17 protein-coding genes and 2 tRNA genes are annotated in these 14,767 nt (G+C 55.7%); 3 read left to right on the forward strand and 16 right to left on the reverse strand.

Features of this window, described 5'->3' with window-relative positions; translation table 11 throughout:
* The 4 genes from AAAC48_RS03240 to AAAC48_RS03255 form a co-directional block, all read right to left on the reverse strand.
* Positions 1–331: hypothetical protein (locus AAAC48_RS03240; protein WP_340652793.1), on the reverse strand; the 331-nt coding region annotated here is incomplete at its 3' end.
* A gap of 115 nt (positions 332–446) precedes the next feature.
* Complete coding sequence (locus AAAC48_RS03245; RefSeq protein WP_340652794.1) at positions 447–704, reverse strand: hypothetical protein; 258 nt, start codon at positions 702–704, stop codon at positions 447–449.
* Between the two features lie 36 nt (positions 705–740).
* Positions 741–2,585 carry a BTAD domain-containing putative transcriptional regulator gene (locus AAAC48_RS03250; RefSeq protein ID WP_340652795.1) on the reverse strand — a complete coding sequence of 615 codons (1,845 nt, stop codon included), beginning with the start codon at positions 2,583–2,585 and terminating at the stop codon, positions 741–743.
* Positions 2,586–3,073: 488 nt separating this feature from the next.
* The gene (locus AAAC48_RS03255) at positions 3,074–3,532 is read right to left on the reverse strand and encodes a hypothetical protein (protein ID WP_340652796.1); all 459 of its coding nucleotides are present in this window, start codon (positions 3,530–3,532) and stop codon (positions 3,074–3,076) included.
* 453 nt (positions 3,533–3,985) lie between these two features.
* Between AAAC48_RS03255 and AAAC48_RS03260 the strand changes: the two genes are divergently transcribed.
* A complete protein-coding gene (locus AAAC48_RS03260) occupies positions 3,986–4,459 on the forward strand; it encodes a hypothetical protein (protein ID WP_340652797.1) in 474 nt (157 codons plus the stop codon).
* Between the two features lie 90 nt (positions 4,460–4,549).
* Here AAAC48_RS03260 and AAAC48_RS03265 read toward each other — a convergent pair whose 3' ends face one another.
* The gene (locus tag AAAC48_RS03265; protein WP_340652798.1) at positions 4,550–4,807 is read right to left on the reverse strand and encodes a hypothetical protein; all 258 of its coding nucleotides are present in this window, start codon (positions 4,805–4,807) and stop codon (positions 4,550–4,552) included.
* Between the two features lie 967 nt (positions 4,808–5,774).
* Positions 5,775–5,850 (reverse strand) — tRNA-Phe (locus AAAC48_RS03270).
* 191 nt (positions 5,851–6,041) lie between these two features.
* On the opposite strand from AAAC48_RS03270, the gene AAAC48_RS03275 reads away from it, so the two are divergent.
* Positions 6,042–7,127, forward strand: a complete 1,086-nt coding sequence (locus tag AAAC48_RS03275) for a Gfo/Idh/MocA family oxidoreductase (RefSeq protein ID WP_340652799.1) — start codon at positions 6,042–6,044, stop codon at positions 7,125–7,127.
* Here the strand turns inward: AAAC48_RS03275 and AAAC48_RS03280 are convergent.
* From AAAC48_RS03280 to AAAC48_RS03325, 10 genes are all read right to left on the reverse strand, one after another.
* Positions 7,124–8,263, reverse strand: a complete 1,140-nt coding sequence (locus tag AAAC48_RS03280) for a Gfo/Idh/MocA family oxidoreductase (RefSeq protein ID WP_340652800.1) — start codon at positions 8,261–8,263, stop codon at positions 7,124–7,126. The two genes, AAAC48_RS03275 and AAAC48_RS03280, sit on opposite strands and share 4 nt — an antisense overlap.
* A 66-nt stretch (positions 8,264–8,329) precedes the next feature.
* On the reverse strand, positions 8,330–8,539 hold the full coding sequence (gene yacG / locus AAAC48_RS03285) for a DNA gyrase inhibitor YacG (protein ID WP_340652801.1): 210 nt from the start codon (positions 8,537–8,539) through the stop codon (positions 8,330–8,332).
* Between the two features lie 13 nt (positions 8,540–8,552).
* Positions 8,553–9,179, reverse strand: coding sequence for a Maf-like protein (locus tag AAAC48_RS03290; RefSeq protein WP_340652802.1), 627 nt, complete (start codon positions 9,177–9,179; stop codon positions 8,553–8,555).
* A gap of 37 nt (positions 9,180–9,216) precedes the next feature.
* Entirely contained in the window at positions 9,217–9,435 is a 219-nt protein-coding gene (gene infA / locus AAAC48_RS03295; RefSeq protein ID WP_008122731.1) for a translation initiation factor IF-1, read from the reverse strand.
* A 128-nt stretch (positions 9,436–9,563) separates the two neighbouring features.
* The gene (locus tag AAAC48_RS03300; RefSeq protein ID WP_340652803.1) at positions 9,564–10,040 is read right to left on the reverse strand and encodes a low molecular weight phosphatase family protein; all 477 of its coding nucleotides are present in this window, start codon (positions 10,038–10,040) and stop codon (positions 9,564–9,566) included.
* 8 nt (positions 10,041–10,048) lie between these two features.
* The gene (locus AAAC48_RS03305; protein ID WP_340652804.1) at positions 10,049–10,534 is read right to left on the reverse strand and encodes a UPF0262 family protein; all 486 of its coding nucleotides are present in this window, start codon (positions 10,532–10,534) and stop codon (positions 10,049–10,051) included.
* 7 nt (positions 10,535–10,541) lie between these two features.
* The gene (gene hisD / locus AAAC48_RS03310) at positions 10,542–11,834 is read right to left on the reverse strand and encodes a histidinol dehydrogenase (RefSeq protein ID WP_340652805.1); all 1,293 of its coding nucleotides are present in this window, start codon (positions 11,832–11,834) and stop codon (positions 10,542–10,544) included.
* Between the two features lie 12 nt (positions 11,835–11,846).
* Positions 11,847–12,284, reverse strand: a complete 438-nt coding sequence (locus AAAC48_RS03315) for a DUF2948 family protein (RefSeq protein WP_340652806.1) — start codon at positions 12,282–12,284, stop codon at positions 11,847–11,849.
* Positions 12,285–12,646: 362 nt separating this feature from the next.
* The gene (murA, locus tag AAAC48_RS03320) at positions 12,647–13,936 is read right to left on the reverse strand and encodes a UDP-N-acetylglucosamine 1-carboxyvinyltransferase (RefSeq protein ID WP_340652807.1); all 1,290 of its coding nucleotides are present in this window, start codon (positions 13,934–13,936) and stop codon (positions 12,647–12,649) included.
* A gap of 119 nt (positions 13,937–14,055) precedes the next feature.
* On the reverse strand, positions 14,056–14,250 hold the full coding sequence (locus AAAC48_RS03325; protein ID WP_340652808.1) for a hypothetical protein: 195 nt from the start codon (positions 14,248–14,250) through the stop codon (positions 14,056–14,058).
* Between the two features lie 154 nt (positions 14,251–14,404).
* Between AAAC48_RS03325 and AAAC48_RS03330 the strand changes: the two genes are divergently transcribed.
* A tRNA-Thr gene (locus AAAC48_RS03330) sits at positions 14,405–14,479 on the forward strand.
* The last annotated feature ends 288 nt before the right edge of the window (positions 14,480–14,767 follow it).

Raw genomic sequence — 14,767 nt, forward strand, 5'->3', positions numbered from 1 at the left:
CAAACGAGAAGGCCCGATCCGATGGATCGCTACGGCCATCAAACGAGAAGGCCCGGTCAGACGGATCGCTGCGGCTATCGGCGGAAAACGCCCGGTCCGACGGATCACTACGGCCATCGAACGAGAAAGCTCGGTCCGATGGATCACTGCGACCATGACCCGCAGTTACGCCGTTACCGGTCAAGCTGCTGATCGAACTCAAAAATTCATGGCCTGCCAGTCCCAAGGAACCGATCACGTCTCGATCGAGACACTCGGCGCTACGTGTTTCCATATCCACAAGCCAGAGCTTGTTGGTTTCCGGATCATCGATGATGTAAAACTTTGCCATGCGAATAACCTTTCTACGAAGGAGAGCCCACATGGCAAAGGTATGACGATTCTATTTCAGATCAAGAAGAAGATTCACTTCATCTTCAATTTCAGCATATATTTTTATTTATTTTTTACTCCGGCTCGGGGTCACCGGAGAACATTTGGGCCTCAATATCGGAACGACTATTGGTAGCGATGGCTGTGTCTACGCCCTTGATTGTCGCGATACCGTTCTTTCGTGCCTTATTTAGGATCTGCACAGAATCAGGATTGGCAGCTTGTGAATTATTAAGCGCCGCTTGTGTCAACGGTTCTACGGTACGCTTATCCACATCGATCAGCCACAAATCATCACTTCCGGTCTCACCGACTATGAAATACTTCGCCATGCAGGGGGTCCTTTTGTTGAGGTTCAGTATTGAGAATTATTGGAACCCTGCTTGACGCAGGGACGCTTCGTATCTTTGGCGCTGTTCGGGCAGTCTGACGCCCAACCCTTTAATCCAGTCGTCAATTCGAAAATTGGGATTGTCCTCCAGCGCGTAGTTCCTGTACTCGGTTGCCTTTTCCCGCTCACCCAGCATGGCCCAGCAGGCCGCAATCAATCGAGCGGCTGCGCGCGGGTTTTTCATCTGCTCCAGAAGGGCTATCGCTTCCGAGTGACGTTCAAGATTGTGCAATGCGCCGCCTCCAACCCAGTAATAATAGTCTGGGGCCAGCGGGTTGTGGGCGATCGCTTGCCGAATTTTCTCAAGCGCTTCTTCGAGAGCCCCGTAGTGAGTTAGGGCATCAGCATAATCGGCAAGAAGGTCGGCATGTTGTGGATTCAAAGATGAACCTTGGTCGAAATATTCCAAGCTCTCGTCAAATTTGCCAAGATACATGCTGATGGTCCCGAGTTCCCGCAAGGGCCGCTCATCATCGGGGTCAGCCGGTGCAGCGCGCTTGGCGATCTGCTCGCCTTCAAGCAGAATATCGTTGTCGCTGCGTGCCAGAACCAGCCATTCCCGTTGCATGGTTCGTGCGATACCGCTGAGCGCCGGCACGAAATCCGGTGAGGCGGTCAACGCATTCTTGAAGGATTGGCGTGCCTGGCGTAATTTCCCAAGGTCGAGCTTTTCAAAATCCCTTTTCCCAACCAGATACCAGTAGTAGGCATTCGGATCCTGGAACAGCCTGTTGTAGCGGTCGAGTTCCGCCTTCTCGATGACCGAGACGACAGACAGGATGATGCGGATCGACAGCTGGCGGTATTGCTGTTCTGGCAGGACATAATCGAACTTCTGTTTCTCGGCCCAGACGATTTCCCGAGTGGCGACATCGATCAGCTTCACCGACAGGAAACAGAAGCCATCGCGGCGCACAATCTTGCTGTCGACGACATAATTCACACCGAACTGTTCATTAAGCCCGTCGAAGCTGTCGATGGGTGATTCAGTCACCACCCTGCTCGACGTATAGGGCGCGACGACGGACAGCGTGCGCAGGCGGCAAAGCCCGATGGTGATATCGTCGACCAGCGAGGCGGCAAGCTGTTCCATCGGATCTGCTGCGTTGTGCGGCAGATAGAGGACGATGACTCTCGGCAGGCCGGCCTGCCGGTTCTGCTCGACCTGATGTGCGGCATGGATTGAATGGGGCAGTTCAATCTCGACGCCATTGCCGCGGAGCGAACTGCTTGGTTGCGCCATGATGAGCGCGCGCGTCGTCGTCGTCGACAGCTTGGGCAAAAGTTGCTGATAGAGCTCGACCGTTTCGTCTTCCGGCTCGACGTCAAGATCATCCCGCAACCGTCTCGTGCATTCGCGGAAGGTCCGCTCGACCTTGGCGATAAGGCCGAGCTGCGATGCCGTCTGCATCAAGGTGCGGTAGCCGACTTCCTGATAGGGATCAATCTCGATCAGCTTGCGAGCGCATTGGCGCTTCTCATCAATGCTGACACCGGTCTGGCGGTTAACCATGCTCAAAAGCATGGTAATCAGATCGTCGCGCAGCCTGACGCGCTCCACATCCAGCCACTCGTCGAAATCGGAATTCTGCGTTTCGTTCTGACCGAGGAGATCGCCAGTATAAAGCTCGCACATGCCAAGGACGGACTCGATATCGCCCTTGCGCGCAAGATTGATATATTCGAGCAGATCGATGCTGAGTAGCTCAGCCTTCACCTGCGACAGGTTGAGATAGACATAACTCGCGTCGCCTTCGATCAGGTTCAGTCCGTATTGTTCCTGGAACTTGCGAATGCGCGCGAGACTCTGGCGCAAATTCATGGAAGCGTGCGCCTGATCCGTATCGGACCAGAGAACCTGCGAAAGCTTTCCACGGGAAACAGAATGGTTGTCATTTGCGAGGAGCAAATAGACGATTATGCGAAGAAAATTCGCGGGTACGCGCGGGACCAGTTGCCCGCCCAGACTAACAGTTGCCTCTCCAAAAACCGCCAGCTTCATTCCGACTTAAACCCCGGATTCTATTTAAGTTTCTGTATGCGAATGCCCTGCTATTTCAGTTGATATCATGCGCCTTGCAATTTAACTCTACTATAGCTTGAAGTAGTTCTCTATAGGGGGCATCAGCAAAAAGTCTAATAAATACGAATTAAGTTGCTCCAGTCTTAACCGCCTTTTTTAGCGCGAAAAGCACTGAACCGCCATAATTTCCGGCACGTTAAACGGGGAAAATGGGGCCGAACAAAAATTCGCGAAAAATGGTGCCGATGGCGAGAATGTCCGGCTTACGTAACAGGAATACTACAATTTCAAATATTCGATCCCAGAGTGAAACCGGTTTCTTTCGGCTGGAAACTAATTTTGGGCAGAAAAACTTGATGCGGATATAACGCGTTAGTCGTTCGCCAGTTTTCTTGACCGATTATCGGTTCAGCGACATTTCGGCGCATTGCAGGGACAAGGAAACACGGCGGATAGAACGAGCCATGCGAATGGCTCTCAATCCAGCCTAAATGGAACCGGCGACCCGAAGGCCGCCGTGGCCGCACTAAGGTTGCAGCGCCACTTCCAGTTTTGCAATGTTCCCGTTGAAGGAGAACGGCACCTGGTAATCCTTGTCCTCGACGCTTGTGCGGGGTATCGAACGCGGCCTTCTCAATGTATTTCGTGAAGAGAAAGTCTGGATGGTCCGTCATCATGCTGCCAGCATGCCGCAAAGGCGTTGAGGAATTAGAGTCAAACCAGCGCGAGACGATCTTATCGATCATGCATTCTCGTGCATGTTCCCTTAAACACGCCGGTCGCAGTGTCTAGAGTAAGCGCGTTGCTCAGCTTAGAAAAGTTGCCACGTTGTTTTTCTCGATCCCATATCTGGAGTTGATCGCCGACTTCGGTAAGTGGTGAGTAATAATCGTAATACCTGTTTGGTATTTCCAGCTTCAAATCACCATCCGAATTACTCCAAAGGTGGACCCACCATTTGTACTCGCCAAGTTTTATGAAAATAGTCGAACTTTCCCCAGATATCTCACCGTTGCATTGAAAGCTGGTCTCGGCTATCGAATACTTGATAGCAATCGCAATGAATATCGCGGTCAGAATTAGGAACGAAAGAAGACCTTTGACGATACTCGCAAACTTCATTCCCTGGACTTTCGATTCAATCGACAGGATTGCAACTTTGCGTTTAAATAGCGTGAACGATCGGGAACGTCCTGCCAATGCTGAAAGTTGCAGTAAATTCGCGACGCAAGTATTTTCCTCTCGTGCCAAACATCGCCGAGAAACTCGCTGTCATGATTGAGGGGCTCGAACCTCGCGCCGGGATGACGCGGTCGGAGATCGCCGCGCAGACGTTTTTGTCGAAGCCGACCGTCCGGCGGCTTGCTGGCGGGCACGGCGCCAGCGCGGCGGTAAATTTAAACTGTGCCAATTGGCCCCAGTTTGGATACAATCCTCCGATGCCGACAATCAACCATCTTTCCGGCAAGCCGCTCAGGCCGATAACGGCACCGGCGCAAACCGGCTTCTATGAGGCCAGAGAGTTTGATCTATGCGCGACGCTGCGCTCACGGGTCGCCAGACTTGCCCCCGATGCCGATATTCAGCCGCTGGTCCTTGAAGCCTATCGGGCCGGATGGGGCCTGACGGAAATCTACCGCGCCATCGCGATGCTGCGGGGGGAAGGCAAATAATAACTTCCTGCAAATTTGCCGGAAATTCGCCCGTCGATTCCTCGTCCAGCTTGCTGAGATAAAACTGGCCATTCTTATGCATTAGAAAGCTCAGGGCGTACCCAACGAGCATAAAAAGCAATCCAATCGACCGGTCGCCGCCTTGACGATGCTGAAAAAGACGCCCAAACCGAGCGGCAACGCACCCACCAAATATATTGCCAGATATATGAGGAAGGCGGACATTCTTGAGGCGTTGAAGAACCCTGCGGTGACCATCAAGCAGATGAAAGCCAACACGATCAACCCGACCGTGACGGCAGTGGTTCTCAATGATTCTTTTAGCAGCGCCCAACCTTGTTTGACCATCGTTGCATCTTACCCACGAGGGACTAAAGCTAGGTTCACCACTTCGCTAAAGTTTTAATGCAGGCTCACGTCTCCAGATGCTACCGCATTCGGTCACAGCGGGCCGCTGAGCGCGAACCTCTTACAACACCTGCTATAGCGGTCTGTCGCTGCCGGTTTGCCTGGCATACTGCTGTCGGCTTATTTCCTGCAGCGTGCAGACCTTATATTCGGGCGTATCTAGCGTGTTGCCTTGGGCAATGCATGTTTGCTGGATTTGCCCAGCAAGTTGCCCCAATTCACTATACGACATTTGCTCTAGCGGCGGTTTGGTTTGGCATCCTGTCAGCGCGAGTGCACATAAGAACAACGCGTGCTTTCTCAAGATATCTTGCATGGCGGCCAGTATATGCCGCAAACACATTGAGGATGGATTAATGCCTGTCAGCGCCGCTTGCCGCACGGCGGCGGGCTGAGCGCTAAACCCTTATCCAGCATGGCTTGGTACTTGCGACTGAGCCGATAAAAATGAAAGCACAATCCCCATACAGAAGCCGCGAGCGCTGGACCTATCCAAACCGGTTCGTCCTTAACGACATATACGCAAGCATGTTGAGCACGATGAGATGGGAGACAGCCATCCATCGAAAAAAGCGCACTGTATTTTCCGTTTGTTTGCGTTCGGTGTCATTCATGGGGTCAACATGCCGCAAGGGCATTGAGGATGGATTAATGCCTGCCGGATGCCACTTCCTTGCCACACGGCGGGCCGTGGAGCGCGATTCGAGGGATGGGGGGTAGGATGGCTTACCCGGAACAAAAGTGGAACATTTTTGGCGTTCCATGTTGCATCCATGTTGCACGTATTTCCCGTCACTTTTTTGTAGACATTGAAAATGCTTGGTAATTTCATGCAACATGCATGCAACATGCCTATTTTTGGCGTCACCCAAAACTGCATAACTACTTGAAATCATTGAAAGAAAAGTGGTGCCCAGACGCGGATTCGAACCACGGACACGCGGATTTTCAATCCGCTGCTCTACCAACTGAGCTATCTGGGCACTTCGCGGCGTTTCCGTTATCCGGCAAGCCTTTCGACGGGGTTGGCTTTCCGTCAGAAGCGCGTGGGTTATAACACTAAAAATCGTGCTGTCCAGCATCAACTCACGAATTTTTTGCCGTTTTTCTGCCTCTTGCAAAGGGCATGCATTGATGCGTTTGTTGATGCTGTTGGAGACGGGATTCGGTTCATATGGATGAATTGGGGGAGAAAGAGGCCAAGGGCGGGGCTTTTGGCTGGGGAATCATTGGCAGCGGGGAAATCGCGCGGCGATTCGCCGGCGATCTCGCACTGGTGCCTGACGCAGTGCTGGTGGCAAACCATTCGCGCACCATGGCCATTGCTGAAAGTTTTCGCGAGGCATGCGGCAGCCGCAGAGCCTATTCCGATCTTGATTCTTTCATGGCCGATCCATCGATCGATGCCGTCTATATCGCCACACCCAATTCGCTTCACCTGGCGCAGGCGCTGAAGTCGGTGCGTTCGGGCAAGGCGATCCTCACCGAAAAACCTCTCGCCCCGTCCCACACGGAAGCCTCGGTGATCCAGCGGGAGGCGACGCGGGTCAATGTCTTTGCCATGGAGGCGCTGTGGACGCGGTTCCTGCCAGCCGTCATTGCGGCCAAGGCCAAGGTCGACGCGGGAGAGATCGGTACAATCCGCAAGATCACAGCGGAACTCGCCTATAAGCACGAATACGAGCCGGAGAGCCGCTTTTTCAGCCGTTTGCTCGGTGGCGGCGCCAGCCTTGATCTCGGCGTCTATTGCGTGTCTCTCGCCATGCACTTCCTTGGCCAGCCGCAGAAGGTGTCAGGCCTGTGGCATGCCGCGCCGAACGGCGTCGATATGCGCTCGGAAATCACACTGCATTATGACGAGGCGGAAGCGCACCTCTCCTGCGGCTTCGACGTGGACGGCACCAATCATTTCGTCATTGAAGGCACCAAAGGCGCGATTCGTTTGAACGCGCCATTCCTCAAAGCCCAGCGCCTGACGATCTATCATGGCTTTGCGCTGACACCGCCATTCGGGCCGTTGCCCGGACCCACGGGCTTCATCGGCAAGCTGCTTGACCGGCTCCCGGTACCGGGACGCCAGGTCGAGGAATATCTGTTCGAAGGTAGCGGCCTGCAATTCGAGGCGATGGCCGTGATGGAGGCGATCCGCAAGGGTGACACAACTTCCGCGATCATGCCGATGTCAGACAGCATCAACGCCCTGCGCGCTATCAACATGGTGCTGTCACAGCCGGCAACGCAGCGGGTGATCAAGCTTTAGAATGTACTCTGCAGCCGGTAGGGTTGGGGGAGCGAACCAGCATTGTTGAGTGCAAGGGCAAGTTCGGTGATGTGCAGCGCCACCTTGCCTGATGAGAACAGCGGCATGCCCTTTTCGATAGCGCCGGCTTGCGCAGCGATTCCCCCGGCGAAATCGATCTGCGATGGATAGGCCGGAAGTTTGACCAGGCGTGCCGAACGCTCATAGGCGAGTTTGCGACCGGGCAGTGGCTTGCCGGACAAGAAGCGCTGCAGATGGGCCTCAAGCTGCTCGGCGAGTTTTGTACGCAATGTGCGGCCTTCTGCAGCCGTCTCAAGATAGACGGGCGAGTGGTGATCCCAGAGATCGCCAACAATCAGGCTCCCCTTATCGCCGAGGATCGTCAACGAGCGGTCGCGCGGCGCGGCGAGGCCGCATGTCAGGCGCGCGATCACACCTGAGCGGAACATCAGGCACCCTACGGAAAAATCCGGCGCCATAGTGGTGGTCTCCGTTCCCGGCCCCTTATTGGGAAAGGTCAGCGCCGAGAGCGCCGAAAGGCTTTCGACCGCCCCGAACAGTGATACGAGCCAGGACAATGCGTAACCCGCATGTTCAAGGGTGCAGCCGACTTCGAATTCATGCAGCCCCGGCCAGCGTGCGCCGGAGACGGAGCGCCATTCCTGCCAGTTAGCGCGGAAGACCGGCCCGTCCTCCATCTCGGCATAAACCAGCCGCGGCTTGCCGATACTACCGAGCGTTGTATCGACAAGCCTATGTGCCGCGCTCAGCGCAATGGCAGGAGCAGAGGCAAGGACAAGATCCTGACGCTCGGCAATGGCGACAAGCTCAGCGGCCTCTTCGTAGCGCATGGCGAGCGGCTTTTCGCAATAGACATGTTTGCCAGCCTCTAGCGCCTGCTTCGACAGGGAGTAATGATTTTCGGGGGTCGTCAGATTAACGACAATGCCGACCTCGCCATCGGCAAGAACTGCTTCGAAGTCCGGATAAGTGGCGACCTTGTAATAATCGGCAAATTGTTTCAGGCGTAGCGGGTCGCGGTCGTAAACACCGCCGAGCACCAGTTGCGGGTGGTTGGGGAGCGTCGTCATGTAGTAATCGGCAACGAAGCCGGTACCGACTATTGCGATTTTCATGACGATGTCCTGACTTGAACCATCGCCAGACGCTAGCGGTATCAGATGAAGAGAAAGTGAAAAGTCTCAGCTTTCCTGTTCATCGTCGCTGTCGTCAGCACTTTCGACGGCGGGCAGGACATAGGCGCCAGTCAACCAGCGGTTGAGGTCGATATTGCGGCAGCGTGCAGAGCAGAAGGGATAATGTTCGCGCTGGGAAGGACGCTTGCATTCCGGGCAAGGGCGTGTCGGCCGTAAGGGCGTCACATTCGCCGGGCTTTTTTTATCGTCAGTCAACTGATCGGTCCGTTTAATGTCCTGAAGATTGCCAGTTGGCATAGACCGGATAGCCTTCCCCATGCAAAAGGCTGGCGGTCTCATAGAGCGGCAGGCCGACCACATTGCTATAGGAGCCAACCAGCTTGACGACAAAGCCGCCAGCGAGCCCCTGAATCGCGTAGCCACCTGCCTTGCCGCGCCATTCGCCGGAGGCAAGATAACTCTCCAGCTCCTCGCGCGAAAGACGTTTGAAGCGAACGCGTGTTTCAATCAGGTCCTGACGCAGCTTGCCCTTAGGCGTAATGAGGCACAGCCCCGTATAGACGCGGTGCGAACGGCCAGAAAGCAGCCGCAGGCAGGCAGTCGCATCGTCGAGGATTTCCGCCTTCGGCAGAACGCGCCGGCCTACAGCCACAACCGTATCGGCCGCGACGATATAGGCCTCGCCCAGTTCCACATCGTTCTTCAGCTCTTCAGCTATCTTCTCGGCTTTCTGACGCGACAAACGGCGCGCCAGCGATCGCGGATGTTCGGCCCGCAGCGGGGTTTCATCCACATCGGCCGAGAGCAGGCGATCGGGTTCTATGCCGATCTGGCTCAAAAGCGCCAGACGGCGCGGCGAGCCGGATGCAAGAACGAATTTGGGCTGATCGCTCATGAAGGAGTTTTCCTGCGGATGGATCCGGCGGAGCTGATTATTTGAAACGATAGGTGATACGGCCCTTGGTCAGGTCGTAAGGGGTCATTTCGACAAGGACCTTGTCGCCGGCGAGAACGCGAATGCGGTTCTTGCGCATGCGGCCTGCCGTGTGAGCGATAATTTCATGATCATTTTCGAGCTTTACCCGAAACATCGCGTTGGGCAACAGCTCCGTCACGAGGCCAGGAAACTCTAGTACTTCTTCTTTCGCCATGCGTAGTTCTATCTCCGATGAGGCAATTTGTGGCCGTGCTCGACCGCAATTTTGGGCGGAACCTATAGTATTGCGCACCATTTGTGAACAAGGGAGTTCGATGCAAATGTGCGCGACAGAAAAGACGATCAGACCGGCTGATTGAAACGTTCCTGAATGTGATGTTTCAGATGCTCCCGAACATCCCGATAGGCATCCAGTATCTGGTTACGCCGCCCGCGCACAAGCGTTGGATCGGGTGTCGGCCAGTATTCTACGTGCACGGATGTCGTTCGGGTCAATTCCAGTGCCATATGGTGCGCCTTGGGCGACAATGTAATGATCAGATCAAAATAATGATCTTCCAGCTCCTCGAATGTCTTGGGATGGGTTGAAATTCGTTTCAATCCAACCTCCTGCAATACCTCATCGACAAAATGATCGGGCTCACCTTTTTCGACGCCTGCCGAGGCAATATAGACCGTCGATGGCAGAAGACTGCGGGCCAAGGTCTCGGCGATGGGCGAACGAATGGAATTCATACCGCAGATGAACAAGACCGCGCTCGGCATCGCCGTTTTGGCGGGCTCCTGGTCGTCCGGCAGTTTTTCCGGCCCGACTTGCATTGGTTCGCCTACCCCCGCCAATGCAGCACACATACCAGGGTGAAGAGGCGGCGCGCCGTGTCGAAATCGATCTCGATCTTGCCGTTGAGCCGGTCCATCAGCGCCTGCGAGCCCTCATTGTGCAGTCCCCTTCGGCCCATATCAATGGCTTCGATCTTGCTCGGGCTGGAGGAGCGGATGGCTTCATAATAGCTCTCGCAAATCATGAAGTAGTCCTTCACGACCTTGCGCAGTGGCGTCAGGGACAGGATATGAGTGACAACATCGTCGCCGTTTTCGCGTGAGATAGCAAAAATCAGCCGCGATTCAATCAGGGAAATCTTGAGACGATAGGGACCTGCCCCCTCATCATTCACGGGGCGAAATGTGTTTTCTTCAATCAGATCGAAGATCGCAACGGCACGCTCGTGCTCAACATCCGGCGTTGAGCGGCCGATGGTCTCGTCCAGCTCCACATCGATCAATCGCGCATCGGTTTCGCCCGTCGCTTTCATTATCTTCCTATAGGTTCAACCGAATCGCGACAGATTTGCCATGCGCATCGAGCCCTTCGGCGCGCGCGAGTTCAATCGCCGCCGGACCCAGTGCGCGCAACTGCTCGACACCCAGCCTCAGGATGGAGGTTCGCTTCACATAGTCAAGCACCGAAAGCCCGGACGAGAACCGCGCCGATCGTGCCGTTGGCAGAACGTGGTTCGAGCCACCCACATAATCGCCGATGACTTCCGGTGTATAACGGCCGAGGAAGATTGCTCCGGCATTGCGCACACCGGCGAGAAGCCTTTCCGGGTCAGCGGTGGCGATCTCCAGATGCTCGGCCGCAATGCGATTGATCAGCGGCAGTGAAGATTCCAGATCCTTTACCAGAATCACCGCGCCATAGTCGCGCCAGCTGGCGCTTGCGGTTTCGGTTCGCGCAAGCGCCTGCAGCTGCCGCTCCACGGCTGCGATCACCGCGTTGGCGAACGCTTCATCGTCGGTGATCAGGATCGATTGCGCCGCGCTGTCATGCTCAGCCTGCGCAAGGAGGTCAGCTGCGATCCAGTCGGGATCATTGTCGCTGTCAGCGACGATCAGCACCTCGGACGGACCGGCAATCATGTCGATGCCGACCGTACCGAAGACGCGGCGCTTGGCGGCGGCCACATAAGCATTGCCCGGGCCGACAATCTTGGCCACCGGTGCAATTGTCTTAGTACCATAGGCCAAAGCCGCAATGGCTTGCGCCCCGCCGACCCGATAGATCTCGGAAACACCCGCCAGACGTGCGGCAACCAGAACGAGCGGGTTGAGCTTGCCCTCCGGCGAGGGAACAACCATGACGACGCGCTCGACACCGGCGACCTGCGCGGGGACGGCATTCATCAGAACCGAACTGGGATAGCTGGCCGTTCCACCCGGCACATAAAGCCCTACCGATTCGACGGCCGTCCAGCGCGAGCCAAGCTCTACGCCCAGCGCGTCTGTATAGCGGTCATCCTGCGGCATCTGCCGTGCGTGGTGCGAATGAATACGATCGCGCGCGAGCTTCAATGCATCGACCGTCGTGGCGGGCGCCGAAGCCACCGCCGCATCAATCTCTGCTGACGTAACTGCAATGCCGTGCTTGACAAGATCGATCCTGTCGAACCGCTGCGAATAATCGACAAGCGCCGCGTCGCCTTCGGTGCGAACGCGATGGATGATATCAGCGACGGCACGGTCGACATCTTCGGACACCTCGCGTTTGGTGGCGAGAAACGCCGAGAAGCGGGTTTCAAAATCGGGTTCGGACTGTCGCAGCACAAATGCCATGTCAGATACTCCTCAGGCTTCATGCTCTGGTTTGAACGAGGTTTCCCAATAGGGTCCGAGGTCAGTCAGCTGCGCCTCGATGGCCTCGACTTCCAGCCGCAGGGCTTTGCCGGCCGCAAATGTCAGTTCAATGATCCCAGACGGCGCGTCGTCCACTATGAAGCGGACTGCCAGAAGCGACAGGATATCATTCGTGTGCCGCCGGTCGATACCGGTTGCCTTGACACTACTAACCCGGTCGAAAAGCAGCGCAGTACGGCGGCGCTCGAAACTGCGGCGGCGCTTGCCGTCGGCGGCGAGTTCCCAGACAAATCTGTTGACCCCGAGTACAAGCTTCTTGTCGGTGGCCAGGTACTCGATATCGCCCACCTTCAGCACAGAATCCTGCAGATGCGCGGAAAGGATTTGCAGATCTTCCTCATCAAGCGCGATGAGTTTCAGAGTGTCCATGTCTACCCTATTGCATGACTTGTCAGAAAGGTGGCGCCGCTCCGGCACCAGGCGTCTTTCCCTGTTAGAGGAAAGTGCAGACAAATGGAATTCCACTCTTGGCAGAATCAGCCGAGGATGGAAGGACGTCCGCGTGGGTCAGTCTATGTTTCCCGCGATCTTCTTTGTGGATCCGAAATCACCGGAACGCGTCGAAATGGAAGCGTTGCGCAACCGCAATCTCGTTCTGACGGACATCGCGAGAACCAAAGGTTGTTCTCAGCCAAAATCGCAACTGGATGAATATTACAGGCCTCACACAGGCAGGGACTGATTTGCCACCTCAATTCAGTCCCTCCCGACCGGACTTAATTGAGAAATGATCAGTCGCTGATACGTTCGACCACCGCGCCGCAAAGCGTCAGCTTTGCCTCAAGACGCTCGAAGCCGCGATCGAGATGATAGACGCGGTTGACAATTGTCTCGCCCTCGGCGGCAAGCCCCGCGATGACCAGCGAGACCGAGGCACGCAGATCCGTCGCCATGACCGGCGCGCCCTTCAGCCGCTCGACGCCTTCAATTTTGGCGGTCTGGCCGGAGAGCGAAATCTTGGCACCAAGCCGTGCCAGTTCCTGCACATGCATGAAGCGGTTTTCAAAGATGGTCTCTGTGATGTGCGACGTCCCCTTCGCCTTGGTCATCAGGCCCATGAACTGCGCCTGCAGGTCAGTCGGGAAACCGGGGAAAGGCTGCGTGGTCACATCGACCGGCATGATGCCGTGGCCATTACGAACAACGCGCAGGCCGGAATTGGTTTCGGAAATTTCCGCACCAGCCTGGCCGAGCGTCGTCAGGGCTGCGCTCAGGAGATTGGCGTCGGCGCCTTCGAGAATGACGTCACCGCCAGTCATGGCGACGGCCATAGCGTAGGTGCCGGTCTCGATGCGATCCGGAATGACGCGAACGCGCGCGCCGGAAAGGCTTGTCACACCTTCAATCGTGATTGTCGGCGTGCCCGCGCCGCGGACCTTCGCGCCCATAGCATTGAGGCAGTCGGCAAGATTGACGACTTCCGGTTCCTGGGCGGCGTTTTCGAGAATAGTCTCGCCCTTGGCGAGTGTTGCAGCCATCATCAGCACATGGGTCGCGCCAACCGAAACTTTGGGGAAGGCATAGCGGGCTCCGACAAGGCCGGTCTTGGCGCTGGCCTTGACATAGCCGTTCTCGATCTCGATGTCGGCGCCAAGCGCGCGCAGGCCATCGATGAACAGATCAACCGGACGGGTGCCGATGGCGCAGCCACCCGGCAGCGACACGGTGGCTACGCCCATGCGTGCCAATAGCGGCCCAACAACCCAGAAGCTTGCCCGCATCTTGGAGACAAGCTCATAGGGGGCTGTCGTATCGACAATATTGCGCGCGGTGAAATGGATCGTGCGCGAATAGGCGCCGTCCTGGCGTTCGCGGCGGCCATTGACGGAATAATCGACGCCATGATTGCCGAGAATACGGATAAGCTGTTCAACGTCGGCGAGATGCGGCACATTCTCGAGCGTCAGCGTATCATCGGTGAGGAGCGAGGCGATCATCAACGGCAAGGCCGCGTTCTTGGCACCCGAAATCGGGATGACGCCATTGAGCTTGTTACCGCCAACAATCTTAATGCGATCCATATTGTGTCACTTTCGCGGGGAAGTACCCGTCCTGTCGTTGAGACTCTTTGCAGAGCCGGTTGCTGTAAACCATCACACGAAATGGTTCAAGAAAGGCTTATGACCCGATTTGGGGCCATTCATGATTCCTCTTGGGAGGAATCGGAAGGTTTTTCAGTCGCTGCGACGATTCCCTCATCGCGTTCATCGGCGTTACCTGCCCGGCGCGATCGCAATTGCTGTTTTCGCCGCGCCAGATTGGCCCGTAATTGTTCAGAACGCCGCTTCTCACGGTTTATTTGTTCAGAATTCCGGTTTTTCGACGACGATGTCATGTCCTGTCACATATATTTAGCCGAACTGTAACGCCATTTTATCCGCAATTGGACATCGCTTTGGCGCCATACACATATTTTGCCGCCAAGATTGCGATTGCTTGCTTGCGATTTCGGTAATGATATGGCAGAAGTCCGCCGCGTTCGCAAATCGGCTGCGGTAGCTCAGTGGTAGAGCACTCCATTGGTAATGGAGAGGTCGAGAGTTCAATCCTCTCTCGCAGCACCAGCGAAATCCCCTTGAAAATTCGATTTGGTATTAGACTTGAGCGCGAAGTTCGTGGCCGATTGGTCTTGTTGCGTTTCAATTGCGCAAAATGAAAACAGCGGCGCGAAGGCCGCTGTTGGAAGATCAGATATGATGTCCGCGAATCGTTGGCGATTATCGACGTGCGTCCAGCAATGCGTTGACACGATCGATCTGTGCGTCGGTCAGGGTGCGACCAAAGGCTGATTCGAGTTGAGTTTCGGCATCGTCAAGTGCCTGTTCCCGAAGTACGGGATCCGTCAGCGCCAA

This window comes from Phyllobacterium sp. (assembly GCF_037994405.1).
Taxonomy (GTDB): Bacteria; Pseudomonadota; Alphaproteobacteria; order Rhizobiales; family Rhizobiaceae; genus Phyllobacterium.

What these genes read in the sequence shown, in the direction of transcription:
- AAAC48_RS03275 (WP_340652799.1), top strand. Translation starts at nt 6,042, where the DNA reads ATGGATGAATTGGGGGAGAAAGAGGCCAAGGGCGGGGCTTTTGGCTGG.
- AAAC48_RS03250 (WP_340652795.1), bottom strand. Translation starts at nt 2,585, where the DNA reads ATGAATTTGCGCCAGAGTCTCGCGCGCATTCGCAAGTTCCAGGAACAA.
- AAAC48_RS03300 (WP_340652803.1), bottom strand. Translation starts at nt 10,040, where the DNA reads ATGCAAGTCGGGCCGGAAAAACTGCCGGACGACCAGGAGCCCGCCAAA.
- infA (WP_008122731.1), bottom strand. Translation starts at nt 9,435, where the DNA reads ATGGCGAAAGAAGAAGTACTAGAGTTTCCTGGCCTCGTGACGGAGCTG.
- AAAC48_RS03260 (WP_340652797.1), top strand. Translation starts at nt 3,986, where the DNA reads ATGCTGAAAGTTGCAGTAAATTCGCGACGCAAGTATTTTCCTCTCGTG.
- AAAC48_RS03290 (WP_340652802.1), bottom strand. Translation starts at nt 9,179, where the DNA reads ATGAGCGATCAGCCCAAATTCGTTCTTGCATCCGGCTCGCCGCGCCGT.
- AAAC48_RS03280 (WP_340652800.1), bottom strand. Translation starts at nt 8,263, where the DNA reads ATGAAAATCGCAATAGTCGGTACCGGCTTCGTTGCCGATTACTACATG.
- murA (WP_340652807.1), bottom strand. Translation starts at nt 13,936, where the DNA reads ATGGATCGCATTAAGATTGTTGGCGGTAACAAGCTCAATGGCGTCATC.
- AAAC48_RS03265 (WP_340652798.1), bottom strand. Translation starts at nt 4,807, where the DNA reads ATGGTCAAACAAGGTTGGGCGCTGCTAAAAGAATCATTGAGAACCACT.
- AAAC48_RS03305 (WP_340652804.1), bottom strand. Translation starts at nt 10,534, where the DNA reads ATGAAAGCGACGGGCGAAACCGATGCGCGATTGATCGATGTGGAGCTG.
- hisD (WP_340652805.1), bottom strand. Translation starts at nt 11,834, where the DNA reads ATGGCATTTGTGCTGCGACAGTCCGAACCCGATTTTGAAACCCGCTTC.
- AAAC48_RS03245 (WP_340652794.1), bottom strand. Translation starts at nt 704, where the DNA reads ATGGCGAAGTATTTCATAGTCGGTGAGACCGGAAGTGATGATTTGTGG.
- AAAC48_RS03255 (WP_340652796.1), bottom strand. Translation starts at nt 3,532, where the DNA reads ATGATCGATAAGATCGTCTCGCGCTGGTTTGACTCTAATTCCTCAACG.
- AAAC48_RS03325 (WP_340652808.1), bottom strand. Translation starts at nt 14,250, where the DNA reads ATGACATCGTCGTCGAAAAACCGGAATTCTGAACAAATAAACCGTGAG.
- AAAC48_RS03315 (WP_340652806.1), bottom strand. Translation starts at nt 12,284, where the DNA reads ATGGACACTCTGAAACTCATCGCGCTTGATGAGGAAGATCTGCAAATC.